Raw genomic sequence first — 18,065 nt, 5'->3', positions numbered from 1 at the left:
ACTAATGTATGCGCTAAACGGCGTTTAACGGCCGAGCCGGCAGCAATAGCTGACCAAATATTCGCAGTCTTCATAGATTTATGGGACGAGAAATTCGTTAAACCCCTCAACGGGCCAGAGCCCAAGCGCGCCTCTTAGAACAATGCAAAATGTATGTATATCAGTCAGTTAGTGAATGCATCTAACTCAGCCGGCCAAAATAACGATCATTCACGCAGATTTTTTAAGCAACACGCTTGTAATTTCTTGATTATCTAGACAAGATGCAAAGCCTTAGATTGATCAGTTATTAAGCTAACTGTAATCCAACGCAGCCACAGAGCTGCGCGGTAATAGCACTCCACCATTGGTTATAGTAGGGGCGGCAATGTCAGTACGCGCTCAGCAAAGAAACACTACTGCCTTCAGCAGACCAGCACGCCGTTTTGGGGTTCCCCAAACGCGGCTTGCGCAGGCTCTAAGCCTTGCCCCAATCGCCGTGTTGAGTACGTTGCTGTTGTGCGGCTGCGGCGCCAAAACCGAGTTAACCAGCAGCACCCAACCTCCCCAAAGCGCCACCACAGCAGAAGAATCCCCAGAACAGTTCGTAGAGCGCATTCAGCAAGAGTGGGTTGAGCTCAACAAAGAGCTGGAAGCCGCCTTCTGGGTGAGGGCTACCTATTTAACACCGGATACCGCTGTACTCGCCGCCAAGGCCGGCGAAAAAAGCCTTGCCTTTACCGGCAAGGCAGTGGCCCAGGCCAAGCAGTATCACAACGTGGACATGGCACCGGAAACCCGCCGAGCACTGGACTTTATATTGCTAGGTACCGCCATGCCGGCGCCGGAGAATGCCGAATCCCAGGCTGAGCTGGCCACCATCGCCACTGAAATGGAAGGCATGTATGGCGCGGGCGAGGCCTGCAACAGCGACGGCCAATGCCGAGATTTGGAAGAACTGGAAAAAGTACTGCGTAATTCACGCGATTACGATGAGCAGCTACAGGCCTGGCAGGACTGGCGCACAATTTCGGTGCCTATGCGCCCCAAATATGAGCGTTTTGTTGAGCTCACCAATCAGGGCGCCCAAACCTACGGTTTTGACGATTTAAGTGTCATGTGGAAATCCGGCTACGATATGCCCGTGGCCGATTTTGAACAGGAAGTGGAGCGCCTTTGGCAGCAAGTTGAACCCCTGTACAGTAACCTGCACTGTTACGTGCGCAATAAGCTTGGCGAGTTCTACGGCGCCGATAAAGTCGACGCGCAAAGCCCTATCCCGGCCCACCTTTTAGGGAATATGTGGGCCCAGGACTGGTCCAATATTTATCCCTTGGTGGAGCCCTACCCCGGTGTGAGCGACCTGGACGTTAGCGCCAGTTTGATTGAACAAAACTACACCCCCGAAGCCATGACGCAAATGGCAGAAGGCTTTTTTACCTCACTGGGCTTGCCCGAATTACCCGCCAGCTTTTATGAGCGCTCCCTGCTAGCCAAGCCCGCCGACCGGGATGTTGTGTGCCATGCCAGTGCCTGGGATATGGGCAACGGCGAAGACCCACGCATAAAGCAATGTGTGGAGCCTACGCAAGAACAGCTGGTAACGCTGCACCACGAGTTGGGCCACATCTACTATTACCTGATGTACAAAGACCAGCCGTTTTTATTTAAAGGCGGCGCCCACGATGGCTTCCACGAAGCCATAGGCGATACCATCACCCTGGCCATGACGCCGGCCTACTACGCCGAAAAAGGCCTGATCCCAGAAGTCGTCCACAGTGAACAGGCCACACTTAACCAACAGATGAAAATGGCGCTGGAGAAGATCGCGTTTCTACCCTTTGGTAAATTGATTGATCAGTGGCGCTGGCAGGTGTTTTCTGGCCAAACCACAGCCGCCAACTACAACCGAGACTGGTGGCAGCTACGCCAAAATTATCAAGGTATTGCCCCCACCAGCCCCCGCGATGAGCGCTTTTTTGACCCCGGTGCCAAGTACCACATCCCGGGCAACACCCCCTACACACGTTACTTTTTGTCTTACATAATCCAGTTTCAGTTTTATCAGGCTCTGTGCCAGGAGGCCGGGCACGACGGCCCGCTGCACGAGTGTTCTTACTACGGCAACCAAGCTGCCGGCGACAAGCTAGGGAAACTGCTAGCACTGGGCGCCAGCCAACCGTGGCAAGATGCGCTGGAGCAGGTCACGGGCACCCGCACTATGGACGCCAAGGCGATCAATGCGTACTTTGCACCCTTGGCCAAGTGGTTAGCGGAGCAAAACCAGGGCAAGCAGTGCGGCTGGAGCAAGGCATCATTTTAGGTCACAAAAAGCACCAAAAATGAGCATTAATGTGCGCAAACATCGATTTTTAGGTTGTTTTTTCGCCAGACAACTTAACCGGTTTAGTCGCCATTAAGCGACTGGCCAGTACAAGGTTTGATGCAACTCCTAAGCGGGCTTTGCAAATGTCTGAAAACAAACAAGTTTTCTGAAATTGCCAGGAAGGCAAAACCAATAGAATAAAAACATAGCTAGCTGGACAGGAAACCTGACGGCAATGGCATAAAAATTGATAACTAATTAGTAACAAACCGCTATGACACAGACAACCACCGCGATTAACGCCCAAACCGAAGAGGAAACCCACGTGCTAGAGACCAACGCTCCGCTAGAAGAAGTGTTCACCAGCCACGCACAGGGCCTGGTTCGGTTTCTGTATCGCAAGGTTAAAAACTGGGAAGACGCAGAAGATATTGCTCAAAATGCCTTTATTCGTATTCAGCGGTTAACTCAAACCGGCGAATTGGAAAACCCCAAGGCTTACCTGTACCAAACCGCATCCAACTTGGCCATTGATAAGATCCGCCGAGAAAAGCTCCACACCGCTTACATACAATCCGAAACCATCGATTCCAGCATGGGCATTCAACCCATCGAGACAGACGCCTACTGCCCAGAGCGACAACTGCGCGCCCGTGAGCAACTGGACAAGGTGGAAAAAGCCCTTACCCAACTGCCCCACAAATGCCGCCAAGCGTTTATGTTGCACCGTGTGCGTAATCTGTCGTATAACGACATCGCACAAGAGATGAACGTATCGGTATCCAGCGTTGAAAAATACATTTTGCAGGCACTTAAACACTGCCGCAAATGCATCAAAGACGCATAACCCGACTATTTGTTGTACAATCCCCGCCCAATAACACCGACGAGCCGAAAGTGTGCGTTAACACAAATTATTTGTTTTGAGGCTTAAACTTTATTGCTCGTTATTGTGTCTGAGAAGGGACAACACGGGCCACATCCCCAAAGCAGCCAACAACGCTGCCACTAAGAGCTATTCAGCCGCCTGGGCACAACCCACTGCAGGCTAATAACTCCAAGCAAACACCCAATCCGTGATTTGCGCGCAAACCGCCTAGTTGACGTCTATAGTTGTATCTCATGAATTGTTATCTCATGAACAAGCGCTATCTCATGTATGGCTATTTCATGGCTGCTGCCCCAATTCGCTGTTAGCTGCACCGTTAGCTAAATAGGCTTCGATAACACAGCGGCCCCGAATCAACTGAATTATCGTATTACTCTGGCTCTGCTTAGGTTATGAACACTCATCAACACGACGACGAATTACTCGACATCGCCGCCGGCTGGATCGTAAAACTGCGATCGCCTGCTGCGTGCGAGCGCGATCATGTTGAATTTTCCCAGTGGTTAAACCAAAGCAAAGCCAACGAGCAGGCCTTTGATGAAATGCTGGCCACCTGGGACACCCTAGCCCTGGGCGCGGAACTGCCCGCCAGCAGCTGGGACCCATCAGCCCAAACTATGGGCTTTTGGGGCCGATGCAAACACCTGCTGAGCCAATATCTACCAGGCCCGGCCAACAGCGGCTACTGGCTGACCGGCGCTGTAAGCTTTGCGGCCGTACTTATGGTAAGCGTGGCCTTACTACTCGACCGCCAAGCCCCCATAGAAGCCGAGGTATACCAAACCGCCGCTGGGGAGTCACTGTTTGTAGAGCTGGCCGACCACTCCGTTATAGAGCTCAACACGCGCACCAAAATTGAAGTGCTGTATTCGCCCCAGGAGCGCCTGGTGCGCTTGGTGGAAGGCGAGGCCTACTTCGACGTGCAAGGCAATAAAGCGCGCCCCTTCGTGGTGGATGTAGGCCGAGGCACCGTTACGGCCATTGGTACCGCCTTTAATATTAAGCGCGGCGGCCTGCAAGATTGGGTAGCCGTCACCGAAGGTGTGGTGCGGGTTAAACAGAAAAAAGAACCAACCACGCCATTCCCCGCCAGTAAGTTTGTGCAAGCCGACCAGCACCTGATGCTTTCCGGTACCGGCCTTGGCCCAGCTACCGAGCTAGGCCGAGAAATACACTGGCTTGAGCAGACGCTGAGTTTTGAAAACAGCGCCCTGGCAGATGCCCTAACCGAACTCAACCGTTACTTGGCTAAGCCAGTGAGCTTTAACCCAGCAGATTTAGCCGGTTTAAGAATCTCTGGTACCTTTAGTACCAATGCACCACAGGATACGCTGCAGGCGATTTTGACCACCTTTGACCTGCACTTAAGCAACCAAACAGTACTGCCTGCGGACCAAACTGCGGCTCTTCCCAGCAAGGGATAATCATCCCATAGCACTAATATAGCGTCCCTCTGCCGCCACCGGCTTGACCACTGACGCCATTTCCTTTTATTTTTCTGTCTTCATCAGTGGTACTATTGCCTAACGTTTGCGTACCCTTGGCGTTGTGCACTTAAACCTACCGCTATAGCTAATTCGTACCCAGTGATCAAATACCTGACCAAGCTTTTAGCCCCCGCTGTATCCGCCACTGCGTTGTTGGCCGATACTGCCTTTGGTTTGGCCAACAGCCTGGATACCGAAGACGTTCTGATAGACGTCCCCGCCCAATCGCTGTCGCAATCCTTTATTGCCATCGGCAAGCAGTGTGATATCAGCATTGTCTTCCCGTCCCAACTATTGAGCGGCGCGCAAGCACCGGAAATCAACCGCCAGCCCTGCGGCCTACCCTTGCTGCAGCAATTAAGCTCCGGCGCCAACCTGGCCATTAAAGTGATCAGCCCTAAGGCCGTGGCCGTGGTTTCTGCGCCTAAACTTGCGTCGGAAGCGCCCATTTTGCTGCCCACCTATTACGAAGAACTGCTGGTGCAAGGGCAAACGCTTACCGGCTCTCGGTTATCGGTGAACGGCTTCGACACCAGCGCCCCGGTTGACCTCATCACCGCTCCAGAGTTGGCCAACAGCGGCGCACAAACCCTGGTAGAGTTTTTAAAGTTCACCCCAGCAGTGGCCGGCAACTCCACCAGCACGGCGGTTTCTAACGGCGGCAACGGTACCGCCAAGGTGACCCTGCGCGGGCTGCCGCGCAACAACACCCTGGTGCTCATCAATGGCCGCCGCGTAGCCGGCGATGGCCTGGGCGATAGCTCGGTAGACCTCAACACCATTGCACCCGCCGCCGTGGAGCGCATCGAAATATACACCGATGGTGCCTCTGCCATTTATGGCTCCGACGCCATTGCCGGAGTGGTCAATATCGTCTTAAAAGACGAATTCGACGGCACCTTGGTGGAGCAATATTATGGGGTCAGCAGCCGTGGCGACCTGGGCACCACCACAACCAACCTGCTCACCGGGTTGGAATTTGGTAGCGGCAGCCTGCTGTTTGCCGCCTCGGTGTATGAGCAGGACGGCTTGTTCAGCCGAGATCGTGATTTCTCTGCCAATGCCGACGCTCGCAACCAAGGTGGCGCCGACATGCGCTCATCGGCACCACCCAATGCCCTGATTGAACTGCCGAATCTATCTCGGTTAACCTTGGCCCAGGATGAGCAAGGCAACTTCTACCCCGGTACCAGCAGTGATCAGTACCGGCCATTTACCGACGACGACAAATACAATTACAACCAAGAGACTTCATCCACTTCACCGTCTGAACGCAGCAATCTCTACCTGAGCTACCACCAAGATCTTACCGAGGACATAACCCTCTACGCCAACGCCGGCTTTGCACAAACCGAGGCCACCATAACCTTAGCCCCGCTACCTCTGTTTACCGCCCGAGAAAACCCACCCATCACCGTAGCCGCCGACAACCTATACAACCCGTTTGATACCGAATTACGATCCGTGAGCAGGCGTCTTATGGAGCTGGGTAACCGCCAGCAAATTGATCGCACCCGCACCTATCGATTCAACATGGAGCTAGAAGGCTTTACCGATCAACTGCGCTGGAACGCACACAGCTTTTGGAGCCGCTCGGAGTCGCGGGAAAAGCGCACCGGCTTGGCGGACCTACAACGGGTGGCCCGCGCTCTGGGGTCGGCCGCCAATTGCCAGAGCTTAGCCGTAGATGGCTGCGTGCCGCTGAACCTGTTTGGGCCGGCGGGCAGCATTGATCAAACACAACTGGATTACATCGCCACCACCGAACGCAGCCGCGGCCACACCCTGTTGAGTGGTATTGGTTTAGAAATTAACGGCCCCGGCTGGCAACTGCCCGCGGGCAGCAGCGAATGGGCCATTGGCAGCGAGTGGCGAGTCGAAGAAACCCAATTAAGTACCAGCACCAGCACCGGTGCCACCAGCTTTGTGGGCGGCACCACCACCAACGAGATTGAAGGCTCGCGGCGCATTTTAGAAGTGTTTGCCGAGTATCACTTGCCCTTGGTGAGCAATCAGCCGGGTATTCACTCGCTGGATGTCGAACTGGCCGCGCGCTATTCGCACTACAGTGATTTTGGCGATAACAGCACGCCCAAAATTGGCTTAAAGTATCGGCCCATAGAGCCGGTGTTGATCCGCGCCACTGTGGGCGAGGGCTTCCGTGCCCCCAGCCTAGACGAGCTTCACCTAGAAGGTTTTGCCACCCAGGCCTACCTGGATGACCCTTGCGCCGGAGCCAACCTAAGCGCCCTGCCCGGCTGCACCGTGGCCAGCGACCCCACCCGCGCCCAGTTTTTAACGATTTTTACCGGCGACACCGGCCTGGACGCCGAAAAATCCAAAAACACCACCGTGGGTTTGGTGTGGGCCCCACTGGCACACCCCGGCCTGCGCCTGAGTGTGGATTGGTTTTACATTGAAATGTCGAACCTCATCACCACCGACGCACAAAGCATCATCGACGCCAACGCCGCCGGCACCAACTACAGCGATTTGGTGGTGCGCGATGCCCTGGGCAATGTATCCGTGGTCTACGCTCCGGCCATTAACCGGGGCAATTACGATATCTCGGGCTACGACGTTAATCTTGCCAGTATTTACGAGCGCGGAAACAACACCGTTGAGTTCTCCGCCAATGCGGTTTACATCGACAAATACCAAGGCCAATACGGCAGCAACGACAACATCAATTTCGCCGGCTCGTTTATCGACAGCGCCTCACTTGGCCTGGGCTCTATTCCCCGCTGGAAAGCCAGCGCCGGCCTGGAGTGGACCCGCAATAGCCTGCAATTAAGCTACAACGTGAATTACCTGGGCACTATGCAAGAGCAAGTGCCGGTGAGCGGCGCCACGCGGACCATTAATTCCTGGACGACTCACAACCTACAATTAAACTACCAACCGGTAAAACGGGTTCGCCTCACACTGGGTGTGGACAACCTATTCGATAAAGCCCCACCCTTTGTCGCCTCAACATTAACCGATAACTTCGACGCCTTTGCCTACAACCCCAAGCAGCAGTATTGGTATGGCAAGGTGGGGTATTGGTTTTAGGATTTTCACAAGCATACATGCCAGCAGCGCGAGTTTAGGACTGATGATAGACCCGGAGCTTACCGGTAGCCCAATTGATAATCCCTGCTCCAGAAAAAAGCCCCGCACCATTGTGCAGGGCTTTAGTTTTAGCTAAATCGCTAGCAAGTTAAAAACTATAAGCAGCTCTTAGATACATGGTGCGACCAAAAGCGTCAGTGTATCGCGGATCCCACCCAACTTGGTGACCAGCGCCTGATGTTCTCAGCGAGAGAGGAGGCTCTTCATCAAACAGGTTTTTGATACCGAATGTCAGGTCTAAGCTGTCCTCTAAAGTCGTCCACTTGAATTGATAGTCGACCAGAGTGTAGGAACCCACTGTTAATTGAACGCCTACTTCATCACCGGAACCTAGTTCCTCACCAGGAACAACAGTGGTTACTGTTTGAGCCTGATCATCATAACCCGAGCGATAATTCAGGAACAATGTATGGGTGAAGTCGCCGTGGTAAAGAGTGACATCGAAATTGGCAATATTTCGGAATACTACTTGGTCATCAGAACCAAACCTGCCCAAGCTACTGCCGTACAGAGAGCTCTCAGACTTAATCATGTAAGTCCCATTGAGGCCTAAATCAAGCTGCCCCCAACCTAGGTCGAAACCGTGAGCGATGCGCCAGTCGATACCCGTGTTTTCTTGCGTAGCGACGTTTACGGCCGCTTGAATAATCGCGAGCTCATCTCGTCCAGTAGACAGGTTGGTGCGAGTGGTGAACAAATCGCTGTATACATCTGGATTATCGAAAATTTCTTGCTCTGTTAGTCGATCCACCTGATCTTCGATTTCAACACTCCAATAGTCAACCGTAACTTCTAACTGATCATATGGTGTGAACACTAAACCAAACGAATACTGCTCGGAAGTCTCAAAAGTTAAGCCCCCTGAACCCTCACGAAAAACAGCGTATTGGTTGCTACCCGGGTTACAGGTCGCTGCACGAGCATCTCCAGCACCAAACGGACAAGCGTAGGTACCTGATGTCACACCAAAATCAGACAGCGGCTCACCGATTTCACGCATTGAGGGCGCCTTAAAGCCTGTACCAAATGATGCCCTAAATGCCAGCTGATCAATGGCAGTCCAGAATGCACTCAATTTGTAAGATAGATCTGAGTCTCCTTCATCGATGTCTCCCGAACCATTTAGCTCATCAGACGTAGCACCAACATCGTTGTATCGCAGCGACGCGGTAAATTCCAATCCGTCAGCGACAGGGAACAACATCTCAGAGAAAACACCCCACTGATCGCGTTCCAATTCATAGGGAGTATCTTTTGATAAGAACAACAACAGCTCATTAGCATTGGCCTCTGAAACAGTGCGCTCATAAATATTACGTCGCCAATCGAAGCCAACAGCCAACTGAGCTTCACCTCCTGCCATCTCAAACAATGGCATACCTGCGTTGGCTTCAAGAACGGTCTGGGAGGTTTCGGTATCATCCCAGTCACCACTGTATATTGCACCTGAAAGGATCTCAGCATCCTCGGGGCCGAATTCATCTTGACTAGCAAAAATATTGATAGCACCTGAGCCTGCTAGCTCACCAAACTCTTCTAATAATAGCCAGCCAGTAGGATAGTCTTGATCAATGGTAGTCTCAGAAATTGTTGCCGCAAGGCTGTAATTTATTTCCCCCGCAGAACCATCTATACCAAAAGTTATGTTGGATGTTTCGATCTCGTATTTAGTGGTCCGGTTAGACCCCGGTAAAGCTCGCCAAGTGCCACCGACCTCTCCCATCTGAGCGATCTCGTCATCAGTTAAATATGGTAGAACATAATCGGCCACCAGGTCCGAATCCAACGGAAGTGGCACTAGGCCTGTTGGATAAGGTGCAATTCGGTTGATAGTTTCGGTTGTACCATAAAGCACCGTGGCGAAGCCTGTGATATTCTCATTGAAATCCATTTTGCCGTTAAGGAAGAATATGTCTTTTTCATGCTCAGGCAGAATTTCCAACGTAGAGGTGTAATCAAACCGACACAAATCACCAGAAGGAGTAGTCTGTGCCGCACAATTGCCGTTCGCCATCCTGTTAGGATTAAACGCGGCTACGAGCGAATCGTATCCCGCAGTATAAACGTAGGCGTTACCTGGTATGGAGTTAGCTGATGAATTTTCAAAGTAAAGTTGTTGACCACCTGAATTAAAAGTAATGAAGCCTGTCTCGGCAAATTCACGATCTGCGGCGGCTAATGCATCCTGCTCCTCGTGAGAATAACTAAATACTAAGCTGTATCCGTCTTCAACTAGATCGCCGAAACCGGTAACCAAGTCAAATACCCAGCTCTCACCCCCAGACTCCTCGGGGATATCCTTTCGGAAACTGATTGTGGTTTCATCGACCGAATCCTTCATGATGAAGTTTACGACACCAGCAATCGCATCAGAGCCGTAGAGAGCAGAAGCGCCGTCGGTAAGGATATCCACCTGCTCAACAGCGGCCAATGGTATGTTGTTTAAGTCAATCGTCGAACCAGCAGTCGCTGGCGCCATACGGCGACCGTTCAATAAACTTAAGGTGTATTGATCACCGATACCGCGCAAGTTAGCAGTACTAAGACCACCACCACCGCCACCAACGGAATCGGCCGGCGTGGTAAAGTTTTGCATTGCGGGAACTTTTCTCACCAAGTCTTGTGCGGTAATAATGCCTACACGTGCCATTTTGTCGGCATCGATTACTTGGATGGGCAATGCGCTGTCGAGGTCAGACCGTTTAATCAGCGAGCCAGTAACTGTAATTTCTTCCATTATCGGCTCTTCGTCCTGTGCGTGCACATTACCGTTAAACAGCAACGCGGCCGAAACAGCAACAGCGCCATCTATTGCAAGCGACAAAGGATTTCTCTTCATAGTTTCTATCTTCCCAAGTGAGTATTGGCATAAAAACGCTTGTAGGAACTGCTTACAGCGCTTTAAATTACAGTGTTGTTAGCAGGATTTACTAGCAACTTACCTATAGTAACGGACACGTTCAAAACCCCCTCAAAAAACATTGAACTATTTTTGAGAAGTGGAACACACTTGAAAGCCTGGGGCTAAGCGGAATTACGCCGCAGATGCAACTGACCTATCTGGCGCAGGAAGAATTGGAGGGAGGCAGGAGAGACAATCACCTTTATACCTAGACGAACGCCTAGTCAGTTACCGCAATGCTTCACTGCTCCAAAAAAAGAAAGGGGCCCAACAGCCCCCTCTTTGTATTGTATTACCGATGTAAACAAAATAGCTTAATGTAAAGAACCCAGAGCTTCGTTCAAAATCGCACTTGGGCACATAGCAGCGGTGGCTTTTTCGTCGTCTGGCAGGTAGTAACCGCCTACATCTGCACCGTGGCCTTGGGTGGCATCGATTTGCGCTAGGATTTCTTTCTCTTGGCTGCCAAAGGTTTCTGCCAAGGACTTAAACTTAGCGGCCAACTCAGCGTCTTCGCCTTGCTCAACCAGGGCTTCTGCCCAGTACTTGGCCAGGTAGAAATGGCTGCCGCGGTTGTCCAACTGGTTTACCTTACGCTGTGGAGATTTGTTGGTATCCAACAGTTTTTCGGTGGCTTGATCCAGGGTTTTGGCCAGGATGGCGGCTTTCTGGTTGTCGTTTTTAACGGCTAGGTCTTCTAAGGAAACGGCCAAGGCCAAAAACTCGCCCAGTGAATCCCAACGCAGGTGGGCTTCCTTGGTGAATTGCTGAACGTGCTTAGGCGCAGAACCGCCGGCACCGGTTTCGAACAGGCCACCGCCGGCCATTAAAGGCACGATGGACAGCATCTTAGCACTGGTACCCAGTTCCAAAATCGGGAACAGATCGGTGAGGTAATCACGCAGCACGTTACCGGTTACGGAGATGGTGTCTTTGCCGCGAATCATACGCTCCATAGAACGGCGGATCGCCTGCACGGGTGACATGATGGTAATGTCTAGGCCGTCGGTATCGTGCTCTTTTAGGTATTCGTTAACTTTTTTGATCAGCTCAGAATCGTGGGCGCGCTCGTCATCCAACCAGAAGATGGCTGGCATGCCGGACAAACGAGAGCGGGTTACGGCCAGTTTTACCCAATCGCGAACCGGCGCATCTTTGGTTTGGCAAGCGCGCCATACGTCACCGGCTTCCACATCGTGCTGCATCAACACGGTGCCGTCTTGGTCGATGATTTTCACTACGCCGTCGGCTGGGATTTCAAAGGTTTTATCGTGGGAGCCGTATTCTTCAGCTTTTTTCGCCATCAGGCCCACATTCGGCACGGTACCCATGGTGGTTGGGTCGAAGGCGCCGTGGGTTTTACAGAAGTTAATGGCTTCTTGGTAGATAGTGGTGAAGGTACGGTCTGGCATAACCGCTTTGGTGTCGTAGGCATCGCCATCGGCGCCCCACATTTTACCGCCGATACGGATCATGGCAGGCATGGAAGCATCGATGATTACGTCTGAAGGTACGTGCAGGTTGGTGATACCGCGGTCGCTGTCCACCATGGCCAAGCGTGGGCCTTCGTCGTAACAGGCTTGCAGGTCAGCTTCAATCACTGCACGCTCGTCTTCCGGCAGCTTTTTGATGTTGTCGTACACGCTGCCCAAACCGTTGTTGGGGTTTACGCCGATTTTCTTGAAGGTCTCGCCGTGTTTTTCAAAGACGGTTTTAAAGAATACCTTAACCGCGTGGCCGAACAAAACCGGGTCGGACACTTTCATCATGGTGGCTTTCAAGTGCAGTGAGAAAAGCACGTCGGCTTCTTTGGCGTCTTCGATTTCACGCTCTAGGAACTCACACAGCAGCTTTTTGCTCATGAAGGAAGAGTCCAAAACCTCACCTTCTTCCATGGCGAATTCTGGCTTCAGTACCTGGGTGTTACCGCTTTTATCGGTAAATTCGATTTTAACCGTGCCTGCTTTGGCGATGGTTACCGATTGCTCATTGGCAAAGAAATCGCCCTCGGTCATGAATGCAGAGTGGGTTTGGCTGGACTTTGACCACTTACCCATGCTGTGAGGGTTCTTTTTAGCGTAGTTTTTCACCGCGGTAGGCGCGCGGCGGTCGGAATTGCCTTCACGCAGTACGGGGTTTACCGCAGAGCCTAAAATTTTGCCATAGCGCGTTTTGAGTTCTTTTTCTTGGTCGTTGGCAGGCTCGTCTGGGTAGTTGGGGATATCGAAGCCTTTGTCTTGCAGTTCGGCGATGGCTGCCTTCAACTGAGGTACCGAGGCACTGATGTTCGGCAACTTAATGATGTTGGTGTCTGGGTTTTGGGTCAATTGGCCCAGCTCGGCCAGGGCATCGGGGATTTTTTGTTCTTCGCTGAGGTTATCTGGGAAGTTGGCGATGATACGGCCAGCCAACGAAATATCACTGAGAGTTACGTCGATACCAGCAGAGGCTACGTAGGCGCGAATGATAGGTAATAAAGAGTAGGTGGCAAGGAGTGGAGCTTCGTCAGTTTTGGTGTAGATAATCGTTGACTCGGGTGTTGTCATTTTTAACCTCTAGTTTGGTTGAGCGCTTCGCTACCCAGGTTTAGACCATAGTGCTCACCTGGCGCGATTGGGAGAGCCAGGCCAAGCAGACAGATTGAAAGCAATTTTCGACTTGTGGCGCTTTTATGTGGGGCTTACGCCTCTCTTTGTTCGCCGTGTGGGCTAACGTTGCCCGTGGGAATGGACGCTACCGTGCTGGGTGCCCGCATAGGGGAGGAATGGAAAGTAAGCACTGCGCTTAACACGGGGTTGCCGCACACTACGTGTTTACCTGGCCCAGCTACAATACCGACCACTGCGATAAATTGCGTTAGGATTATACCGGAATCTTCACCATTGCTGTACTCGACCAACGGCTAAATTTCTTCGTTTGGGGATAATTTTTGCTATTGCAACAGACGAACACAGACGAAAACAGACAACTACGCAGCTTTTGGCGCTATAAAGTGCCCCAAATGCGCCGATATTGACCAAATAACGGTTATTCTTGGCACTGCCAACCCCACGCTTTGAGCCGCTCCACCAACCCCTGGGCCTGCTGCTCGCAATAACCCACCTCGTGCTGGGCGTACCAAAGCGTCTCTGTATTCTCAATCACACCGTTATCTTTGAAGTAGTTCACCTCGCAGGGCACCGGCTGCCCTACCGCCATGTAGTGAATCGACACCCGGCGTGCCGCCGTGCCCTTGCGGCAGGAGAACAAATACGGGGCAGCGTCTTCGGGCATGGTACCAATCACATCCACCACCATATCGGCGTCGCTTTCATCGCTGGGCGGCGAATCCTCGGCACTTACGGTGCCGACGCCTATGGCCATCATCAAAAGACATAGCAAGTGCCAAAATCTAGAAGTCTTTGGCTCCCCGTTTATTGTTTTCATAGCATCTCCATCATCAGCAAGTGCTTACTTACCCAAAACTGCAACGCGCTATGGTACCCAATCCGGCCACTCGGCGCTGTGTTCTGGTTCTTGCTGCCAGTGCAAAGCTGCGGAATTAGGCGTCTGCCTCGTTATGTAGTGAGGTTTGCACGTTTTTAGTTTAGCGGTCACACTGCGGCTGATACGCATTTATCGCAGCAAAAACCCAGATAGCGGAGTGACAGCAGGGAATGAATTTAACTCAAAAGGTGCTAGTAGGCCTGTTTTTGGGCTTGGCGGTGGGCCTAATCATCAATGTTACTGGCCTGTACGACAGCGAGGGCTTCACCCGTTCCTTTGTAGTGGACGGGGTGTTTTACACGGTTGGTAAGCTGTTTGTGAACGCCTTAAAGATGCTGGTGGTACCGCTGGTGTTTTTCTCTTTGGTCACCGGGGTAATTGGCATAGGCGATATTCGTCTGCTGGGCCGCGTGGGTGGCAAGTCGTTTTTGCTGTACCTGCTCACCACCGCCATCGCCATCACTTTAGCTCTGGGCATGGCCACCACATTCAATGTAGGCGCCGGCATTGAGGCGGTGTCCGAGTCGGACTTTACCGGCAGCAAAGCCCCTTCTCTGGCCGAAGTCATCATTAACATTGTGCCTGAAAACCCGCTGCAAGCCATGGTTGAGGGCAATATGCTCGCAGTGATCTTTTACTCAGTAGTATTTGGCGTGTGTCTATTATCGGTATCCCGCGAGGCCAGCAACGTGGTTACCCTAATGGAGCAGCTCAACGCCGTGATGATGAAAATGGTTGAGCTGGTTATGCTGTGTGCACCCTATGCGGTGTTCTGCTTAATTGCCAAGGCCATTTCTGAGCTGGGATTCGAACTCGTGGTTAGCCTGTTTGCCTATGTACTGGTGCTGGTTACCGTGCTGCTGGTGCACGGGTTTGGCATATTGCCCGGCTTACTCAAACTGTTTAGTGGGCTTAACCCTATTACCTTCCTGAAAAAAATCCAAGCTGCTCAATTGTTTGCTTTTAGTACCGCCAGCAGTGGCGCCACCATCCCCGTCACACTACAGAGCGTTAAAAACCGCATGGGCGTGAATGGTTCGGTGGCCTCATTTACTGTGCCCTTCGGCGCTACCATTAATATGGACGGCACCGCCATGATGCAGGGCGTGGCCACGGTGTTTGTGGCCAATGTCTACGGTATAGATTTGAGCCTGATGGACTACCTGATGGTGATTATGATGGCGGTATTGGCTTCCATCGGCACCGCCGGAGTGCCCGGCGTGGGCTTGGTTATGCTCACCATGGTGTTTTCCCAGGTCAACTTACCGGTGGAGGGCATTGCCCTGATCATCGGTGTGGACCGCATTCTGGATATGATTCGCACGGCCGTGAATATTACCGGCGATGCTGCAGTGACCTGCATCGTGGCCAAATCTGAAAACAAAGTCGACCAAGCCGTATTCAATAACCCGGATGCCGGGTTAATGGAAGAGGAAGAACTCGAAGTTAACCTAAACCAATAGGTATTCGCCTTAACCCACTAGAGACTCACCTATGGAACAACTGGTATCCACCCTTAACGGAATCGTTTGGAGCCCGGCCTTAATTTATTTGTGCCTAGGCGCAGGCCTGTTTTATTCCGTGCTGACACGCTTTGTGCAGGTGCGCATGTTTAAAGAAATGTGCATTTTGCTGTTCACCAACAAAGATTCCGATAAGGGTATCTCGTCGTTCCAAGCACTGGCGGTGTCGTTGTCCGGCCGAGTGGGTACGGGTAATATTGCCGGAGTTGCCGCCGCCATAGGCTTCGGCGGCCCAGGTGCGGTGTTTTGGATGTGGGTAGTGGCCTTCTTAGGCGCTGCTACTGCTTACATAGAATCGACACTGGCGCAAATTTATAAAGAAGAAGACAACGGCCAGTATCGCGGCGGGCCTGCGTTTTATTTTGAAAAGGCCTTGGGGCAAAGATGGTACGGCGTGGTTTTCGCCGTGGCGATGATCATCTCCTGCGGTTTGTGCTTACCCGGGGTGCAGGCCAACAGTATCGGCAACGCGGTGGAAACGGCCTTTGGCAGCGGCGCCATTATTAGCACCGGCCTGGGGGATTTTAGTTTTACTAAAATACTCGTGGGCACCGTTATTTTAATTGCCCTGGCACTGATTATTTTTGGCGGCGTTAAGCGCATTGCCGCCGTGGCCCAAATCGTGGTGCCTTTTATGGCACTGACTTACATTATTGTTGCTAGCGTTATTGTGGCCCTAAATATTACCGAGCTACCCGGTATTGTGGGTATGATTTTATCGGATGCCTTTAGCCCTATCGCAGGCCTTGGAGCCGCCATTGGCTGGGGTGTAAAGCGAGGGGTTTATTCCAATGAGGCCGGTCAGGGCACCGGCCCCCACCCCGCCGCTGCCGCCGAGGTTGACCACCCCGCCCAGCAGGGTTTGGTACAGGCGTTTAGTGTGTATGTAGATACTCTGTTTGTTTGCTCCGCCACCGCCTTTATGATTTTAATTACCGGCGCTTACAACGTGCACGGCCCCGGCGAAACCTTCTTGGTGCAAAACGTGGCCGCTGAAATCGCCGCCAACAGTCCGGCCTTTACCCAAGCCGCCATCGAATCAACACTCCCCACAGTAGGCGCGCCCTTTGTCGCCTTTGCCCTGATGTTCTTTGCCTTTACTACTATCCTGGCTTACTACTACATTGCTGAAACCAACGTCGCCTACCTCAACCGCTTTTTGCACGTACCCGCATTAGGCTTGGCTTTAAAAATCGGCCTAATGGCGGCCACATTTTACGGCACCATCAAAACCGCCGACCTCGCCTGGGGGCTGGGTGATTTCGGCGTAGGCCTTACTGCCTGGCTAAACATTGTGGGTATTTTGGTGATCTTTTTTATCTCTCGGCCGGCCTTTGCCGCGCTGAAAGATTACGAAGCCCAGCGCAAGCAAGGCGTTAAAGATTACACCTTCGACCCAAAAGCCCTGGGCATCAGCAAGGCCGAGTTTTGGGAGCAACGCTACTCCGAAACCACAGGTAATAAGAGCGAGCCGCAACTGAAAGATGGTTAGCAGCATGTTTGCTGACCTACCCCTATGGACCGTTGCTCTACTCGCCGTCAGTAGCTTTCTGGGCTCGGCGCTGTCGGCGGCGCTAGGGGTGGGCGGCGGCTCTTTTTTAATTATCGTTATGGCCAATGTATTACCGCCCATAGCCTTGGTACCTGTCCACGGCGTGGTGCAACTTGGCTCCAATGCTGGCCGCGCTTGGCTCACCCGCAGCCATCGAGAAAACGCCATTGTCGGCTGGTTTTTTGCCGGCAGCGTGGTTGCCGCGGTGCTATCGCTTTGGTTACTCAATCAGTTTGATGCCAGCTTTATTCCCGTGGCGGTGGCGGCGTTTATTCTCTACTTAAGCTGGGGGCCGCTGCCCAATATTGGCCTGGGCCGCAAACCCTGGGGCTTGGCCCTGGGCGGGTTAATTACCACCAGCGTATCGGTTCTGGTAGGCGCCACCGGGCCACTGGTGTCCGCGTGGCTGGGCCGCGATGGCGTTAGCAAGTGGCAATACACTGCTAACTTTTCCAGCTGCATGACCTCGCAACACATTTTAAAACTGGCGGTGTTTGGTGTGGCCGGTTTTGCTTTCACCCCCTGGCTGGGGGTGATTGGGCTAATGATTGTTGCCGGCTATATTGGCACCAAGGTGGGCTTATCCCTGCTGGACAAACTCCCAGAGCAACTGTTTAAAACCGCCTTCCGCTGGGTATTAACGGTTTTAGCTGCGCGGATTTTGTATCGCTTCTTTTTTGCTGCCTAGCACTGTCTTTTAGAACCTAGCAATCAGCTAGGCAACCAGCCCTAGCATTAGCTCCATTCAAATTCCGCCCAATTCCCCCGTTACGACCATGCAACCGAAAAAGGTGTAACTAGAACAGT

At 52.4% G+C, this 18,065-nt stretch carries 10 protein-coding genes; 7 read left to right on the top strand and 3 right to left on the bottom strand.

The genetic code is table 11. The annotated features are described in order from the left end of the window. Positions 1 to 367: 367 nt before the first annotated feature. From ACGHM3_RS03590 to ACGHM3_RS03575, 4 genes are all read left to right on the top strand, one after another. Complete coding sequence (locus ACGHM3_RS03590) at positions 368 to 2,302, top strand: M2 family metallopeptidase (protein WP_345420170.1); 1,935 nt, start codon at positions 368 to 370, stop codon at positions 2,300 to 2,302. Between the two features lie 277 nt (positions 2,303 to 2,579). Next, entirely contained in the window at positions 2,580 to 3,152 is a 573-nt protein-coding gene (locus ACGHM3_RS03585) for a sigma-70 family RNA polymerase sigma factor (protein WP_345420167.1), read from the top strand. 434 nt (positions 3,153 to 3,586) lie between these two features. Then, positions 3,587 to 4,618: a FecR domain-containing protein gene (locus tag ACGHM3_RS03580; RefSeq protein WP_345420164.1), complete on the top strand. Its 1,032-nt coding sequence runs from the start codon at positions 3,587 to 3,589 to the stop codon at positions 4,616 to 4,618. A gap of 162 nt (positions 4,619 to 4,780) precedes the next feature. Then, on the top strand, positions 4,781 to 7,735 hold the full coding sequence (locus ACGHM3_RS03575; RefSeq protein WP_345420159.1) for a TonB-dependent receptor: 2,955 nt from the start codon (positions 4,781 to 4,783) through the stop codon (positions 7,733 to 7,735). Positions 7,736 to 7,883: 148 nt separating this feature from the next. Here ACGHM3_RS03575 and ACGHM3_RS03570 read toward each other — a convergent pair whose 3' ends face one another. The 3 genes from ACGHM3_RS03570 to ACGHM3_RS03560 form a co-directional block, all read right to left on the bottom strand. Next, positions 7,884 to 10,634 carry a TonB-dependent receptor domain-containing protein gene (locus ACGHM3_RS03570; RefSeq protein ID WP_345420156.1) on the bottom strand — a complete coding sequence of 917 codons (2,751 nt, stop codon included), beginning with the start codon at positions 10,632 to 10,634 and terminating at the stop codon, positions 7,884 to 7,886. Between the two features lie 377 nt (positions 10,635 to 11,011). Next, positions 11,012 to 13,243 (bottom strand): NADP-dependent isocitrate dehydrogenase, encoded by a 2,232-nt coding sequence (locus tag ACGHM3_RS03565; protein ID WP_345420154.1) that lies wholly within the window; start codon positions 13,241 to 13,243, stop codon positions 11,012 to 11,014. 481 nt (positions 13,244 to 13,724) lie between these two features. Beyond that, positions 13,725 to 14,123 (bottom strand): hypothetical protein, encoded by a 399-nt coding sequence (locus ACGHM3_RS03560; RefSeq protein WP_345420148.1) that lies wholly within the window; start codon positions 14,121 to 14,123, stop codon positions 13,725 to 13,727. Between the two features lie 230 nt (positions 14,124 to 14,353). Between ACGHM3_RS03560 and ACGHM3_RS03555 the strand changes: the two genes are divergently transcribed. Genes ACGHM3_RS03555 through ACGHM3_RS03545 form a run of 3 tightly spaced genes read left to right on the top strand, consistent with a single transcriptional unit; the run spans position 14,354 to position 17,946 of the window. Beyond that, positions 14,354 to 15,646, top strand: coding sequence for a dicarboxylate/amino acid:cation symporter (locus ACGHM3_RS03555; protein WP_345420145.1), 1,293 nt, complete (start codon positions 14,354 to 14,356; stop codon positions 15,644 to 15,646). Positions 15,647 to 15,677: 31 nt separating this feature from the next. After that, complete coding sequence (locus ACGHM3_RS03550; RefSeq protein WP_345420138.1) at positions 15,678 to 17,198, top strand: alanine/glycine:cation symporter family protein; 1,521 nt, start codon at positions 15,678 to 15,680, stop codon at positions 17,196 to 17,198. A gap of 4 nt (positions 17,199 to 17,202) precedes the next feature. Further along, a complete protein-coding gene (locus ACGHM3_RS03545; RefSeq protein WP_345420135.1) occupies positions 17,203 to 17,946 on the top strand; it encodes a sulfite exporter TauE/SafE family protein in 744 nt (247 codons plus the stop codon). The last annotated feature ends 119 nt before the right edge of the window (positions 17,947 to 18,065 follow it).

This window comes from Halioxenophilus aromaticivorans (genome assembly GCF_042850945.1).
Classification (GTDB): Bacteria; Pseudomonadota; Gammaproteobacteria; order Pseudomonadales; family Cellvibrionaceae; genus Halioxenophilus; species Halioxenophilus aromaticivorans.
The sequence above is the reverse complement of the archived record's forward strand: the minus strand, read 5'-3'. Positions and strand labels throughout refer to the sequence as shown.

What these genes read in the sequence shown, in the direction of transcription:
- ACGHM3_RS03565 (WP_345420154.1), bottom strand. Translation starts at nt 13,243, where the DNA reads ATGACAACACCCGAGTCAACGATTATCTACACCAAAACTGACGAAGCT.
- ACGHM3_RS03590 (WP_345420170.1), top strand. Translation starts at nt 368, where the DNA reads ATGTCAGTACGCGCTCAGCAAAGAAACACTACTGCCTTCAGCAGACCA.
- ACGHM3_RS03580 (WP_345420164.1), top strand. Translation starts at nt 3,587, where the DNA reads ATGAACACTCATCAACACGACGACGAATTACTCGACATCGCCGCCGGC.
- ACGHM3_RS03550 (WP_345420138.1), top strand. Translation starts at nt 15,678, where the DNA reads ATGGAACAACTGGTATCCACCCTTAACGGAATCGTTTGGAGCCCGGCC.
- ACGHM3_RS03555 (WP_345420145.1), top strand. Translation starts at nt 14,354, where the DNA reads ATGAATTTAACTCAAAAGGTGCTAGTAGGCCTGTTTTTGGGCTTGGCG.
- ACGHM3_RS03560 (WP_345420148.1), bottom strand. Translation starts at nt 14,123, where the DNA reads ATGAAAACAATAAACGGGGAGCCAAAGACTTCTAGATTTTGGCACTTG.
- ACGHM3_RS03585 (WP_345420167.1), top strand. Translation starts at nt 2,580, where the DNA reads ATGACACAGACAACCACCGCGATTAACGCCCAAACCGAAGAGGAAACC.
- ACGHM3_RS03570 (WP_345420156.1), bottom strand. Translation starts at nt 10,634, where the DNA reads ATGAAGAGAAATCCTTTGTCGCTTGCAATAGATGGCGCTGTTGCTGTT.
- ACGHM3_RS03545 (WP_345420135.1), top strand. Translation starts at nt 17,203, where the DNA reads ATGTTTGCTGACCTACCCCTATGGACCGTTGCTCTACTCGCCGTCAGT.